Consider the following 13984-nt stretch of genomic DNA (forward strand, 5'->3'; position numbering starts at 1 on the left):
CCAAAAATAGCCCAGTCAACATTGATAGCCAGGTTGACCGACAGGGGGCTGCTGCGCAGCCCAGCGGGAGCAAGCTCCCTCGCCACAGGGGTATGTGTTCAGTCAGGGTCGTGGGTATCCACCCGCTTCATCCCCGCCCGCTCATAACGCGGATAAAGATGACTGACACTGCGAATCAACTCGTACCGAGTCAAGCTGATCCCCGCAAAGCGCTCGGGAATAGGGCTGCGGATCATCTCGGCCATGTCGTCGCCCCGCGCCGCGCCGTCGCGCATCAGTTGGTCGAGCCAGCCCAGGTAGTCGCGCATCTGCACAAAGGGCCCGGCGTCGCTCGCGACCGGGCCATGGCCGGGCACGATCTGCTTCCAGGGCAAGGCCTGCAAGGTGTCCAGGTCCTGGAGCCAGACTTCCAGACCGGGGCTGTTGGGGGTGGTCAAGGCCCGTTCGTAAAACACCAGGTCGCCGGCAAACAACACGCCAGTGGTTTCATCCAGGATCGCCAGGTCCGCGCCGGTGTGCCCGGCCAATGCCAGCAGACGCAACGAATGATCGCCCACCGTCAGCGTCTCTGCCGCCAGCACTTGGGTTGGCAGTACCACCTCGGTGCCGCGCATCCAGTCGCCCACCAGCCGGTACATGTTCTCCGCCAGCGCATCACCCTGTTGTCGCAGCAGGTCGGTGGTGCCCGCCAAGGCACCGATAGGCACGTCGCTGAACGCCTGGTTGCCCAATACGTGGTCAGGGTGATGATGGGTCAGCAAGACCTGGCTGACCGGCTTGTCGGTGGTCGCGGCAATGGCCTGGCGCAGCGCCTCGCCGTAGCGTTTCGACGGCCCGGTGTCGATCACCACCACGCCGGCCTCGGTGACGATGAACGCCGTATTGACGATGTTGCCGCCGTTGGCCTTGGCAAAATTCTCGGTGCTGCCTTCCAGCAGCCAGGTGCCTGCGGCGATCTGCCGGGGCTTGAGTGAATAATCGGTGGCGGACCATGCCGGCAGGCACAGGCCAAGACAGAGCAGTAACAGCCAGCGCATGGCGCGCTCCTTCTGGTCAGGGAATGGCCGCCTCGAACGCGTTGCCGCTGTTGTCGCGCAGCACCAGGCGGGTCTGTCCCGGGCCTTGGATATCGAAGCCCAGGTTGGGGTTTTCGCTGACCGCCGGGAACAGCTCCAGGCGCGCCAACACCTGACCGTCGGCGTCCAGCAGTTGCGCCTGGTTGAGGAAAAACTCCGGGATGCCGCTCACCAGGCCGTTGTCCATTGGATGGTTGACTTGCAGGCGCAGGCGACTCGAATCCCCTCGCGGATAACGGCCGCCCAGTACCTCGCCCAAGTGTTCCTCCCAGCCCGGCTGGGTGCGCACCACGCTGGGGGCAGTGCAGCCGCCACCGGCTGCATCGATCAGGGTCGAACCGACGTGCCACAGGCCATCGCGGGTCTGCACGGCGGCGCGCAACGGCGTGGCTTGCTCGATGCGAATACGGACCGACAGCCAAGGCAGCACCCGCTCCCCGGGTTGGAAGTCGACGATTTTCGGCAAGGGGTTCAGCTCGGCCCAGGCCAGCACCCGTACGACGTCGCCGGCAAAGGCCCGGGCATCGATTTCCAGTGGCACCTGGCGCGCATCTTCGGCAAACGGTGGCGCCAGCAGCCGCACTCGGTCGTCGAACACGAACGGCGCCTCCCCCAGCAACTGCTTGTGATAAAAGGCCCACATCACCGACGGCACCGGATCCTTCCCCGGCTCGACCGCCATCGCCAGCCACGGCAGGCACCCTAACAGCAGGCCATACGCTCGCCAGTTCATCCCTGCGCTCCTATTGGTACATTTCGGGTACGTCGTAGCGCAGGCCATAGCGGGCATACATCGCCTTGAGGCTGCCGTCGCGGATCAAGCCTTCCAGCGCCTCTTCCACCGCGTAGGCCAACTGACGGTTGCTTTCGTGCACCGCCATGCCGATTTCCCAGCGTTGCTTGCCCATGTTCGGATAGGCGTTCTCCGCCAGCGCCAACTGCCGATCGGCCGCCTTATTCACCTGCCAGTCAACTTCCCCGCGCATGGCCATGACGGCGTCGACCTCTCCGGCCTGCATGGCCCCGAAGGCCTTGGCGACGCTGGGGTAATGGCGAGTCTTGGCGCTGAGCATGCCGTTGAACACCGAGGTCAGGTAGAACGACGGCACACTGTCGACCTCCACCCCGACGGGGTGTTGCTGGAACACGGCGACACTGCCCACCGACTCCAGCCGGCGACGGTCATACGCCACCTGCCAGCATTCCTGCTGATAGGGACCGAACATCACCACCTGGGCGTTTTCCAGTTCCCCGATGTCGTTGCGCCTTTGCACGTAGTCATGATCGTATGGCACCCGCATCATCAAGTCGGCCAGTTGCCGGTCGTGCAGCGGGCTGCTGCGCCAGATGTAATCGCGCAGATCGTCGTCGAGCTTCTCGCCGGGCGGTGCCCACATCAGTTTCAGACGCACGCCCATGGCCTTGGCCAAGGCTTGCGCCAATTCAACATCGACACCCCGGGGCTGGCCCTGATCTTCAAAACTGTAGGGCGCGAAATCCTTGTAGACCGCCACCTTCAACTCCCCGGCGGCGATCATCTGATCGTAGCTGCGCACCTGCGCCTGCACCGCCTGGCCACACAGCAGCACGCTGCACATCACCCACGCGAACAGGCGCATGGCGATCACTCCTCGACGTGCACGCTGTCGAGGTAGGTGCGCACCGCCCATAGCGCTTCCTGGCTCAGGTAGTCGGCCATTTTCGGCATGTAGACCCGGCCGTCGCGCACCGCACCGTGGCGCACGCGTTCGACGAACCATTCATCGCCGGCTTCGGCGGCGTCGAGCATGCGCAGGTCCGGGGCGATCCCGCCAGACTTGGCCTCCAGGCCATGGCAGGCCGCGCAGTTCTGGTTGTAGGCCGAGGCGCCGATCTCCACGGCTTTTTCACGCTCGGGAGCATTGCGATACGGGTTCTGGGCAGCCCACCCATCGGCGTCCAGCGGCAGGTTGGTGTCCTTGATCGGGGTCAGTCCCTTGGTTTCCACTGCTTGGGGCACTACGTTGCCATGGGCCCATGCGGAGCCTGCGCCGGTCAGCCCCATCCATAATGCGGTAGCGATGATGGCGTTGCGTTTTGTTGTCATTGTTATGCCCTCTGGATTGCACGCAAGACCTCTTGGCAGAGGCCGTGCCGTCATCTTAGGAACCCTGTGCCGCCAGCCGAATGCTGCTTTGGTGGCCGGGGTCTAGTTCCTTGGTAGCAGGCCATCCGACGCAAGTCGCAAAGACAGGCGGTTTGGGAAATCTTCCCGGCAAAGGCGGGACTTTTTCCGTATCGGCAGACCCCGGCACGACCCAACCTAGTGGCCTGTACGGTTAATTCGAGTACTCAAATTCGAGTGCCAGGGCTTGCCAGGCAAGGCGCCATGACGAGTCGTAGCCCGCTACGGCGAGGAATGGCAACGCAGACTGGCAAGTTCTGGCGCCGAAGTTGAGTGCACGAATTAGCCACACAGGCCACTAACCAGGCCAAAACCTTTCACTGGGAACTGCCACCATGAGAATAAAAACGCTACCCGCCCTCTCCTCCCTGACGGTTGCCTTGCTGCTGGCCGGCAGTCTGTCGCTGAGCCCCTTGGCCAGCGCCGCAGCGCCAGGGGTCAGTTGGGAAGACATCGCCAACGACCACCTGACCACCCAGGACGTGTTGCAATACGGCATGGGCACCAACGCCCAGCGCTGGAGCCCGCTGGCCCAGGTCAACGACAAGAACGTGTTCAAGCTGACCCCGGCCTGGTCCTACTCATTCGGCGACGAGAAGCAGCGCGGCCAGGAATCCCAGGCCATCGTCAGCGACGGCGTGGTGTACGTCACCGGTTCGTACTCGCGGGTGTTCGCCCTCGACGCCAAGACCGGCAAGCGCCTGTGGACCTACAACCACCGGCTGCCGGACAACATTCGCCCGTGCTGCGACGTGGTCAATCGCGGCGCGGCCATTTATGACGACAAGATCTATTTCGGCACCCTGGACGCCCGCGTGGTCGCCTTGGATAAAAACACCGGCAAGGTGGTGTGGAACAAGAAGTTCGGCGATCACGCCGGCGGCTACACCATGACCGGCGCCCCGGTGCTGATCAAGGACAAGACCAGTGGCAAGGTCCTGCTGATCCACGGCAGTTCCGGGGACGAGTTCGGTGTGGTCGGGCAATTGTTCGCCCGCGACCCGGACACGGGTGAGGAAGTCTGGATGCGCCCGTTCGTCGAGGGCCACATGGGCCGCCTCAACGGCAAGGACAGCACGCCGACCGGCGACGTCAAGGCGCCCTCCTGGCCCGACGACAAGACCACCGAGACCGGCAAGGTCGAGGCCTGGAGCCATGGCGGCGGCGCACCTTGGCAGAGCGCCAGTTTCGATCCCGAGACCAACACCATCATCGTCGGCGCGGGCAACCCCGGCCCATGGAACACCTGGGCGCGCACGTCCAAGGACGGCAACCCCCATGATTACGACAGCCTCTACACCTCCGGCCAGGTCGGCGTCGACCCAAGCACCGGCGAGGTGAAGTGGTTCTACCAACACACGCCCAACGACGCCTGGGATTTCTCCGGCAACAACGAGCTGGTGCTGTTCGACTACAAGGACAAGGACGGCAAGGTGGTCAAGGCCACCGCCCACGCCGACCGCAACGGTTTCTTCTACGTGGTGGACCGCAACAACGGCAAGCTGCAGAACGCGTTCCCCTTCGTCGACAACATCACCTGGGCCAGCCACATCGACCTGAAGACCGGCCGCCCGGTGGAAAATCCCGGCCAGCGCCCGGCCAAGCCATTGCCTGGTGAAACCAAGGGCAAGCCAGTGGAAGTCTCGCCGCCCTTCCTCGGTGGCAAGAACTGGAACCCCATGGCCTACAGCCAGGACACCGGCCTGTTCTACGTCCCCGGCAACCAGTGGAAAGAGGAGTACTGGACCGAGGAAGTGAACTACAAGAAAGGTTCGGCCTACCTGGGCATGGGCTTCCGTATCAAGCGCATGTACGACGATCACGTCGGCAGCCTGCGAGCGATGAACCCCACCACCGGCAAAGTGGTCTGGGAACACAAGGAACCGCTACCGCTGTGGGCCGGCGTGCTGGCGACCAAGGGCAACCTGGTGTTCACGGGCACCGGCGACGGCTTCTTCAAGGCCTTCGACGCGAAGACCGGCAAGGAACTGTGGAAATTCCAGACCGGCAGCGGCATCGTCTCCCCGCCCATCACCTGGGAGCAGGACGGCGAGCAGTTCATCGGCGTGACCGTCGGCTACGGCGGCGCCGTGCCGCTGTGGGGCGGCGACATGGCCGAACTGACCAAGCCCGTGGCCCAGGGCGGGTCGTTCTGGGTATTCAAGATCCCGAGTTGGGATAAGGCGACGGCGCAGAAATAACCCTGACCTGTACCCCATCCCCTGTGGGAGCGGGCTTGCTCGCGAAAGCGGTGGTTCAACCAGCATTGATATTGACTGGCACTACGCCTTCGCGAGCAAGCCCGCTCCCACACTTGCCCGAGTTCTTGCCATGAAATCATTGCCACTGCTGCTTCTGTTCATCGGCACCTTTGCCCATGCCGACGACCCCGACACCCCACTGGCCATCAACGGCTGCATCATCGCCGAATCCAGCCAATGCCCCGGCGCCAACCTGCGCGGCGCACAACTGGCGAATCAGGACCTGCGCAAGATGAACCTCAGCGGCGCCGACCTGCGCGATGCCGACCTGCGGCACGCGCGGCTGGACTTGGCCAACCTTGAGAAAGCCCAGCTACAAGGCGCCAACCTGACCCGTGCCAGCCTGCAACAAAGCAACCTGCGCCTGGCGGACTTCAGCGGTGCCACGCTCATGGCGATCCAGGGTTGGGGCCTGTTCGCCCAAGGCGCGCAATTCCAGCGTGCCGACCTGACGGCGGCCTACCTGCAATTCGCTCGCCTGTCCGGTGCCCGCCTGCACGAGGCCAATCTGCAAGCCGCGGACCTGGAAATGGCCTGGCTGAGCAAGGCCGACCTCAAGGGCGCCAACCTGCGCGACGCCAACCTGCAAGAAGCCAAGCTCGGCGAAAGCAACCTGGAACAGGCCAACTTGAGCGGTTCTCGCCAGCATTATGGGAATTTCCAGGATGCGAATATGCAGGGCTGTACCGGGTGCCCAACGTCCTGGGATAGATGAGCCTGTCGCGCCCCTGTGGCGAGGGAGCTTGCTCCCGCTGGGGTGCGAAGCAGCCCCCAATAGGGTCAACTCAATGAGCCTGACACACCGAGGTGCCGGGTTTTGGGGGCGCTCCGCACCCCAGCGGGAGCAAGCTCCCTCGCCACAGGTGATCGCATTTCAAATCAAACATTAGCCGGCCACCCGCACCACGCCCATATCGATACCCAAATGCACCAGTTCGGCATGGGAACTGACCTGCAGCTTGCTCTTGAGCAGCGTCAGGTGGTTGGACACGGTCTTGGCGCTGATGCACAGCTGCTCGGCGATGGTCCGGGCCGGGGTGCCCTTGGCGAGCATGACGAAGATCTCCAGCTCCCGTTGGGTCATGCATTGCAGGCGCGGGTCGACATCCTGGCGCGAGCTGGTGCAGGCCAGTTGCGTGGCCAGGGATTGCTCGATGTAGGCATGCCCGGCCAGCACCCGGCGCACCGCCTCCACCAGCACCTGGGGCGCCGAGTTCTTGGTCAGGTAGCCCGCCGCGCCCGCATCCAGCGCCTGGCGCACCAGCGGCAGTTCGTCGTGCATGCTGAAGAACAACACCCGCAGTTGCGGCAGTCGCTGGCGCAGCCGCCGGGTGGTTTCCAAGCCACTGATCCCGGGCAAGCCGAAGTCCATGATCACCAGATGAGGCACCTGCTCCTGCACCTGGCTCAGCGCCTCTTCACCCGTGGCTGCTTCGCGGACCCGCAGGTCCGGCATCAGTACCTGCAACAAGCTGGCATAGCCCTGCCGCACCACTGCATGGTCATCCACCAACAAAATGTTCATCACGCCTCCCAGGCAATACTCAAGGCCAGCGCCCAACCGGCACCGGGCTGGCTGATGACGCGCAACTCACCGCCAAGGCTGCGTGCCCGTTCGGCCATCGAGTGCAGGCCCACCCCCGCACGCGGTGGTTGCGGCGCGCCCTGACCGTTGTCGCGCACCAGCAAGCGCAAGCGTCCGGCGCGATGTTGCAGGCGAATCCGTACCTGCGTGGCACCGGCATGTCGGGCAACGTTGGTCAACGCTTCCTGCAACAACCGATACAGATGGGTCTTGTCGGGCCCCGACATGGGCGGCAGGGCTGTATCGATCCGCAACTGGCAGGCAATGCCCTGGGTTGCCTGCCATCGCCCGGCCAACACCTCGATGGCTTCACATAGCGGCAGGTGCTGCAACACCACCGGGTACAAGTCATGCACCAGCGCCCGGAACCCCTGCTGCAAATGCTCGCAATGGTCTTCAAGCTGGCTGACGGTCTGTTCCAGCGTCGGCGGTTGATCCATCACCAGCCGCAGCAGGCAGGCACGGGCACGAATACCGGCCACGTATTGCCCCAGGTCGTCGTGCAGGGTCTGGGCCAGCCGGGTGCGCTCCTGCTCCTGCACCGCCAGCAAGGCCTGGGTGAGCCGGGCGTTATCGGCCTGGGCCTCGGCCAAGGCAGCGGTCATGCGATTGAAATGCCCCGCCAGTTGCTGCGTCTCCGGCACACCTTCAGTGCCCAGGCGCACCTGCAGGTTTCCCGCAGACACCTGACGCAGCGCTTGCAGTAGCTCGTCGAGCAAACGCATGCCACGGCGTACGGCCCAGCGGATGACCAACAGGCTGAGCAACAGCGCCAAGGCGCAGACGTACAACAATTGCACCAATGAATCGAGGATTTCGTCGATTTCATCCCGTGGATCGACGGCAATCCACGCCCGTCGACCGTCAGGCAAATCCACCACCTGGGCCGCCGGGCCGTCGTCCAGCAGCCGGCGGCCGAGCCAGGCCTTCACCCCTTCCTCATCCGCCGGGAACAACTCGCCGGGAACCAACCAACGGACCCGCACATGACGCAGACTGCCGGTCAACCGTGGCTGGAGACTGGCCGGGTCGCGCTCGGCGGTTTCGCGCAGGTAATGCACCACCGACTCGGCCGATTGCAATTCGCGTTTCACATCGGCCGTGGCCTGGTGCAGCAGCAAGACAGCACAGGCCAGGGTGACCAGGGCAAAGAAGGTGCAAACCCAGAGGTTGATTCGCCAGAGGGCTGACATGTTCAGTGGCCCATTTCCGGAATGAACTCACACCTCATATGCACGCCACAGATCCCTTGTGGGAGCGGGCTTGCTCGCGAAAGCGGTGGATCAGTTAGCATAGGTGTCGACAGTACGGCCCCCTTCGCGAGCAAGCCCGCTCCCACAGGGGGCTGTGGGTGTTTATAGGGTTCAGGCAACCGATCCACCCCGACCAAACTCAGGATCAACAGGAACGGCAGCAGCAGCGCTTTGAGAATCCGCATGGTCTGTCCACTCCTGGTCAATGACGATTGTCTTGCATCCTAAAACCCCGGCCGCCAAGGTGAGTTACTACCTTGGTACTGCCCCGGCGGTACTTTCTGCATATTTCCCCTTGGCCGTGGCCTTCCTATGCTGGCGCTACCCGCAATGGAGGACGTCATGCGCCGGCTCGTCAGTTACGCCCTGGTTTTTCTGCTGGCAGCGACAACCGCTCACGCCGGCGATGCCGCGCCGTTGCAAGTGCGTATCGGCTACCTGGGTTATCGCCCCGACCCGGGCCCGCTGCTCTCCAATGTCATCGCCGAACCGGCCGATGCCGGCTTGCGCGGCGCTGAGCTGGCGATCGTCGACAGCAACAGCACCGGACGCTTCCTCAAGCACGACTACCGCCTGGAAAGCGCCAGCGTCGACACGCCCGAAGCCCTGCTCCAAGCCGCCCGAACCCAACACGACCAGGGCCTGCGGTTGTTCGTGGTCAACGCACCGGCCAGCAGCCTGCGCGATCTCAGCGCCGCCCTGCCCGACAGCCTGCTGTTCAATGCTGGCAGCCCCGACGACAGCCTGCGCACCACCGACTGCCTGGGCAACGTGCTGCACAGCCTGCCCGACCGCGCCATGCTCGCCGATGCCCTCGTGCAGTTCAGCGTCGTGCGCAAATGGCAGCGGGCCTTGCTGGTCGTCGGCCAGATGCCCGAGGACCAGGCGTACGCCGCCGCATTGCGCCGGGCCATGAAACGCTTCGGCATGAAGACCGTCGCCGAGAAGGCCTGGCAGTTCGACAACGACCAGCGCCGCAGCGCCCAGGCCGACATGCCGCTGTTCACCCAGACCGCCGAGTACGACGTGGTGCTGGTGGCCGACGAACGCGGCGACTTCGGTGAATACCTGCCCTACCAGACCTGGTACCCGCGCCCGGTGGCCGGCACCCAAGGGCTGACGCCCACCGGCTGGCACAAGACCGTGGAAACCTACGGCGCGGCGCAGTTGCAAAAACGCTTCGAAGCCCTGGCCGGGCGCTGGATGAACGACCGCGACTTCGCCGCCTGGATCGCCGTGCGCAGCATCGCCGCCGCCGTGAGCAAACTGCGCCAGGACGACCCGTTCGCCATCCGCCAACTGGCCCTCAGCGACCAATTGCCGCTGGACGGTTTCAAGGGTCGCAAGCTCAGCTACCGGCCGTGGAACGGCCAACTGCGCCAGCCGATTCCCCTGGTCCAGCCCCGGGCCCTGGTCAGCACATCGCCCCAGGACGGCTTCCTGCACCCTTCCAATGAAATGGACAGCCTGGGCTACGACCAGCCCGAAGTGAGCTGCCGTTACCCCTGATCGATAACAACAATAAGGAAACCGCCATGCACCGCGCCTTGATTTACCCGGCCCAGCTCCGCACGACACGGCTATGCAAAGCCCTCGCCCTGGGCGCTGCGTTGCTCGCCGCCGGCCCCGCCGCCGCCAGCATCGCCTGGGTCTCCAACGAAAAAGACAACAGCCTGAGCCTGATCGACCTGCAGCGCCTGGAAGTCATCGACACCCTGCCGGTAGGCCAGCGTCCCCGGGGCCTGCTGCTGTCCCATGACAATCGCCTGCTGTACATCTGCGCCAGCGACTCGGACCGGGTCCAGGTGATGGACGTCGCCACCCGCAAGATCATCAAGGAACTGCCGTCCGGCAAGGACCCGGAGCAGTTCGCCCTGCACCCCAACGACCGCTGGCTCTACGTGTCCAACGAAGACGATGCCCTGGTCACGGTGATCGACACCCAGACCTCCGAAGTCCTGGGCCAGATCGGCGTGGGGGTCGAGCCCGAAGGCATGGCTGTCAGCCCCGACGGCAAGTGGGCGGTCAACACCAGTGAAACCACGAACATGCTGCACTGGATCGACACCAGCACCCAGACCCTGGCCGACAACACCCTGGTGGACCAGCGCCCGCGTTTCGTCGAGTTCAATCGCGACGGCACGCAGCTCTGGGCCTCGGCAGAGATCGGTGGAACCTTGACCATCCTCGACGTCGCCACGCGCCAGGTACTCAAGACCTTGACCTTCCAGATCAAAGGCGTGCACCCGGACAAGGTCCAGCCGGTGGGCATCAAGCTCAGTGCCGACGGCACGCTGGCGTTCGTCGCCCTGGGCCCGGCCAACCATGTGGCGGTGATCGACGCCAAGACCTTCGAAGTGCTGGACTACCTGTTGGTGGGCCGGCGGGTCTGGCAACTGGCGTTCACCCCAGACCAGAAGCAACTGCTGGCGACCAATGGCGTGAGCGGCGATGTCTCGGTAATCGATGTAGAGCGCCGCAAAGTCCTGAAGTCGGTGAAAGTCGGGCGCTATCCATGGGGTGTGGTGGTGACGCCATGAACGCCCTGGAGGTCAGCGACCTGAGCTTCGCCTATGGCGCACGGGAAGCCCTCAAGCAGATGAGTTTCCGCCTGCCCGCTGGACGTTTCGCCGCGCTGCTGGGACCCAACGGTGCTGGTAAGTCGACGCTGATCGCCCTGCTCACCCGCCTGTACGATCTGCAACGTGGCGAGATCCGCATCGGCGGTCATTCTCTGCAAAAATCTCCGCATCCGGCCTTGCGCCAGTTGGGTGTGGTGTTCCAACAAAGTACCCTGGACCTGGACCTGAGCATCGAACAGAACCTGCGCTACCACCTGGCGCTGCATGGTTTTTCCCGACGCCAGGGCAGCGTCCGCCTCGACGCCGAACTGACTCGCCAGCACCTGATCGAGCGGCGCCATGAACGGGTGCGCGACCTCAACGGCGGCCACCGGCGCCGGGTGGAAATCGCCCGGGCCCTGCTCCACGAACCGCGCTTGTTGCTGCTGGACGAACCCAGCGTCGGCCTCGATCCGGCCAGCCGCCTCGCCCTCGGCCTGCACATCCGGCAACTGTGCCGCGAGCAAGGTATCAGCGTGCTCTGGACCACTCACCTGCTGGACGAAGTGCAGCCCAGCGATGACCTGTTGATCGTGCACCAGGGCCGCCTGGTCGCCAGCGGCCAGGCCGATGCGGTGAGCCAGGAACACGGCGGCACCCTCGGTTCGGCCTTCACCCATTTGACCGCTTCGGGAGCCCGGCCATGAGCGCGTATTGGCACTGTTTCAGCGGCATCGTCATGCGCGAATGGCTGCGCTTCGTGCTGCAACGCACCCGGCTGCTCAGCGCCCTGGTCCGGCCACTGCTGTGGCTGCTGGTGTTCGCCGCCGGCTTTCGCGCGGCACTGGGCATCGCCATCATTGCGCCCTATGACACTTACATCCCCTATGAGGTGTACATCGTGCCGGGGCTGGCCTGCATGATCCTGTTGTTCAACGGCATGCAGGGCTCGCTGTCGATGGTCTACGATCGGGAAATGGGCAGCATGCGCGTGCTGCTCACCAGTCCCCTCCCCCGGGCGTTCCTGCTGGCGAGCAAGTTGCTGGCGACGTCGCTGATCTCGCTGTTGCAGGTCTATGCCTTTCTCGCCATCGCCTGGCTGTACGGCATCCAACCGCCGGCCATGGGCCTGCTGCTGGCCTTGCCGGCCCTGCTGTTGGTAGCGCTGATGCTCAGTGCCCTGGGCCTGTTGTTGTCCAATGCCATCCGGCAACTGGAGAACTTCGCCGGGGTGATGAATTTCGTGATCTTCCCGATGTTCTTCCTGTCCTCGGCGCTGTACCCGCTGTGGAAAATGCAGGAAGCCAGCCCGTGGCTGTACTGGCTCTGCGCGGTCAGCCCGTTCACCCATGGCGTGGAGTTGGTGCGTTATGCGCTGTATGAGCAGTTCAACCTGCTGGCGATGGCGGTGTGCGTGGGCTTGACCCTGGTGTTCGCGCTGTTGGCGGTGTGGACGTTCAATCCGCAGCATGCGGCGTTGCGCAAGGCCAGCTGAACTGCTCCGCACAAATCCCCCTGTGGGTGAACCTCCCTGTGGGAGCGAGCCTGCTCGCGATTGCGGTGGTTTCAGCAAGTAAAAATGTGACTGGGGGACCGCTATCGCGAGCAGGCTCGCTCCCACAGAGACCGTGCATGACTTCAGGATCACACTTGTGTTAAAGACCGAAATTACTACTTTAGTACCGGTTTCCCTGTCCATGGTCGCATTCACAAGACCTCGACCCTGGCATGTAATGGGCGCATAACAAAAAGGATAAATCCTATGCCCCGTTTGCTGGCGATCCTCCTGCTGGGCCTGGCGCTGAATATCGCGCAGGCCGAGACCGCGCTGTTTTCAGCCCAGGGCTATCGCATCGCCCAATACCGCAGCCCGACGCCCGCCACCGTCGACGGCGCCCAGACCCTCGACACCCAAACCCTGCAACGCCTGCTCGATCAAGCCCAGCCCCCGCTGCTGATCGACGTCTACCGTCGTCCATGGGTCCAGGGACACTTCATCGACAACGAACCCCATGCCAACCTCCCCGGCAGCCTGTGGCTGGCCAATACCGGGGATGGCGATCTCGACCCGACCTGGCAGGACTACTTCAGCCATCACCTGCGCACGGCCACCGGCGGGCGGCTGGAGCGACCGCTGGTCTTTTATTGCCGCTCGGATTGCTGGCTGAGCTGGAACGCGGTAAAACGCGCCGCTGCCATGGGCTATAAGCATTTGTATTGGTACCGCGATGGCCTGGACGCCTGGGAGGCGGCGAACCTGCCCCTGCAAGCGGCCCGGCCCGAACCCTTTCCCTGAACGTGCAAGAAATGCGTGCAACTGCCCTGCCCCACACGACAATAACGAGGTGAATGGCCATGTATAAGATCCTGATAGCCGACGATCACCCACTGTTTCGCGAAGCCATCCACAACGTCATCAGCGACGGTTTTCCTGGCAGCGAGGTCATGGAGACCGCCGACCTTGACAGTGCCCTGGCGTTGACCGCCGAGCACGACGACCTGGACCTGATCCTGCTGGACCTGAACATGCCCGGCATGCATGGGCTCAATGGCCTGATCAACCTGCGCAACGAAGCACCAACGATCCCCGTGGTAATTGTTTCTGCCGAGCAGGACAAGCAAGTGGTGTTGCAGGCGATCACCTATGGCGCGGTGGGTTTCATCACCAAATCCTCGCCACGCTCGCAAATGACCGACGCCATCGAACAGATCCTCAACGGCAACGTGTACCTGCCGCCCGACATCATCCGCACGCAAAAAAGCCCGACGGGCCGCCGCCTGAACGAAACCCCGGCATTCCCACCGGAGCTGCTCCAGGCCCTGACTCGCAAGCAACTGCTGGTGCTCGAACGCATGACCAAGGGCGAGTCGAACAAGCAGATTGCCTACACCCTGGACATCGCCGAAACCACGGTCAAGGCCCACGTCTCGGCGATCCTGCGCAAGCTCAATGTGCACAACCGGGTGCAGGCGATCCTCAGTGCCGGGGATATTGATTTCGGGGCTTATTTGCGGCGTTGATCAACTGAACACTATAGGGACAGGTGTACACCCCCCGTGGCGAGGGAGCTTGCTCCCGCTGGG

14 protein-coding genes are annotated in these 13984 nt (G+C 63.8%); 8 read left to right on the forward strand and 6 right to left on the reverse strand.

All coding sequences use genetic code 11. From position 1 onward, the window contains the following. Nucleotides 1–98 precede the first annotated feature (98 nt). From HU767_RS27700 to pedF, 4 genes are read right to left on the reverse strand one after another with little or no spacing between them, the layout of a single operon-like run. On the reverse strand, nucleotides 99–1037 hold the full coding sequence (locus tag HU767_RS27700) for a quinoprotein relay system zinc metallohydrolase 1 (protein ID WP_186731021.1): 939 nt from the start codon (nucleotides 1035–1037) through the stop codon (nucleotides 99–101). Between the two features lie 16 nt (nucleotides 1038–1053). Then, nucleotides 1054–1809 carry a quinoprotein dehydrogenase-associated SoxYZ-like carrier gene (locus HU767_RS27705; RefSeq protein ID WP_186707616.1) on the reverse strand — a complete coding sequence of 252 codons (756 nt, stop codon included), beginning with the start codon at nucleotides 1807–1809 and terminating at the stop codon, nucleotides 1054–1056. A gap of 10 nt (nucleotides 1810–1819) precedes the next feature. Then, nucleotides 1820–2695 (reverse strand): transporter substrate-binding domain-containing protein, encoded by an 876-nt coding sequence (locus HU767_RS27710; RefSeq protein WP_186731022.1) that lies wholly within the window; start codon nucleotides 2693–2695, stop codon nucleotides 1820–1822. Between the two features lie 5 nt (nucleotides 2696–2700). After that, complete coding sequence (pedF, locus tag HU767_RS27715; RefSeq protein WP_186707614.1) at nucleotides 2701–3162, reverse strand: cytochrome c-550 PedF; 462 nt, start codon at nucleotides 3160–3162, stop codon at nucleotides 2701–2703. Nucleotides 3163–3575: 413 nt separating this feature from the next. Here pedF and exaA point away from each other — a divergent pair, with 413 nt between their 5' ends. Together exaA and HU767_RS27725 are read left to right on the forward strand one after the other, a co-directional pair. Beyond that, on the forward strand, nucleotides 3576–5441 hold the full coding sequence (gene exaA / locus HU767_RS27720) for a quinoprotein ethanol dehydrogenase (protein WP_186731023.1): 1866 nt from the start codon (nucleotides 3576–3578) through the stop codon (nucleotides 5439–5441). 130 nt (nucleotides 5442–5571) lie between these two features. After that, nucleotides 5572–6216 carry a pentapeptide repeat-containing protein gene (locus HU767_RS27725; protein ID WP_186731024.1) on the forward strand — a complete coding sequence of 215 codons (645 nt, stop codon included), beginning with the start codon at nucleotides 5572–5574 and terminating at the stop codon, nucleotides 6214–6216. Nucleotides 6217–6387: 171 nt separating this feature from the next. Here the strand turns inward: HU767_RS27725 and HU767_RS27730 are convergent, their stop codons facing one another. Both HU767_RS27730 and HU767_RS27735 read right to left on the reverse strand, forming a co-directional pair. Further along, nucleotides 6388–7026 (reverse strand): response regulator transcription factor, encoded by a 639-nt coding sequence (locus tag HU767_RS27730; RefSeq protein WP_186731025.1) that lies wholly within the window; start codon nucleotides 7024–7026, stop codon nucleotides 6388–6390. Beyond that, entirely contained in the window at nucleotides 7026–8279 is a 1254-nt protein-coding gene (locus tag HU767_RS27735; protein WP_186731026.1) for a histidine kinase, read from the reverse strand. Before HU767_RS27735 ends, HU767_RS27730 begins: the two co-directional genes overlap by 1 nt. A 402-nt stretch (nucleotides 8280–8681) precedes the next feature. On the opposite strand from HU767_RS27735, the gene HU767_RS27740 reads away from it, so the two are divergent. From HU767_RS27740 to HU767_RS27765, 6 genes are all read left to right on the forward strand, one after another. Then, nucleotides 8682–9848 (forward strand): ABC transporter substrate-binding protein, encoded by a 1167-nt coding sequence (locus HU767_RS27740; protein WP_186707609.1) that lies wholly within the window; start codon nucleotides 8682–8684, stop codon nucleotides 9846–9848. Between the two features lie 26 nt (nucleotides 9849–9874). Beyond that, nucleotides 9875–10879 carry a YVTN family beta-propeller repeat protein gene (locus HU767_RS27745; protein WP_238349533.1) on the forward strand — a complete coding sequence of 335 codons (1005 nt, stop codon included), beginning with the start codon at nucleotides 9875–9877 and terminating at the stop codon, nucleotides 10877–10879. Continuing rightward, on the forward strand, nucleotides 10876–11607 hold the full coding sequence (locus HU767_RS27750) for an ABC transporter ATP-binding protein (RefSeq protein WP_186731027.1): 732 nt from the start codon (nucleotides 10876–10878) through the stop codon (nucleotides 11605–11607). Before HU767_RS27745 ends, HU767_RS27750 begins: the two co-directional genes overlap by 4 nt. Further along, nucleotides 11604–12395: an ABC transporter permease gene (locus HU767_RS27755; RefSeq protein WP_186731028.1), complete on the forward strand. Its 792-nt coding sequence runs from the start codon at nucleotides 11604–11606 to the stop codon at nucleotides 12393–12395. Before HU767_RS27750 ends, HU767_RS27755 begins: the two co-directional genes overlap by 4 nt. Nucleotides 12396–12662: 267 nt before the next feature. Beyond that, entirely contained in the window at nucleotides 12663–13196 is a 534-nt protein-coding gene (locus HU767_RS27760) for a PQQ-dependent catabolism-associated CXXCW motif protein (protein ID WP_186731029.1), read from the forward strand. Between the two features lie 59 nt (nucleotides 13197–13255). Continuing rightward, nucleotides 13256–13921, forward strand: coding sequence for a response regulator transcription factor (locus HU767_RS27765; RefSeq protein ID WP_186731030.1), 666 nt, complete (start codon nucleotides 13256–13258; stop codon nucleotides 13919–13921). The last annotated feature ends 63 nt before the right edge of the window (nucleotides 13922–13984 follow it).

The sequence above is a fragment of the Pseudomonas sp. SWRI179 genome (assembly GCF_014268705.1).
Lineage (GTDB): Bacteria > Pseudomonadota > Gammaproteobacteria > Pseudomonadales > Pseudomonadaceae > Aquipseudomonas > Aquipseudomonas zanjanensis.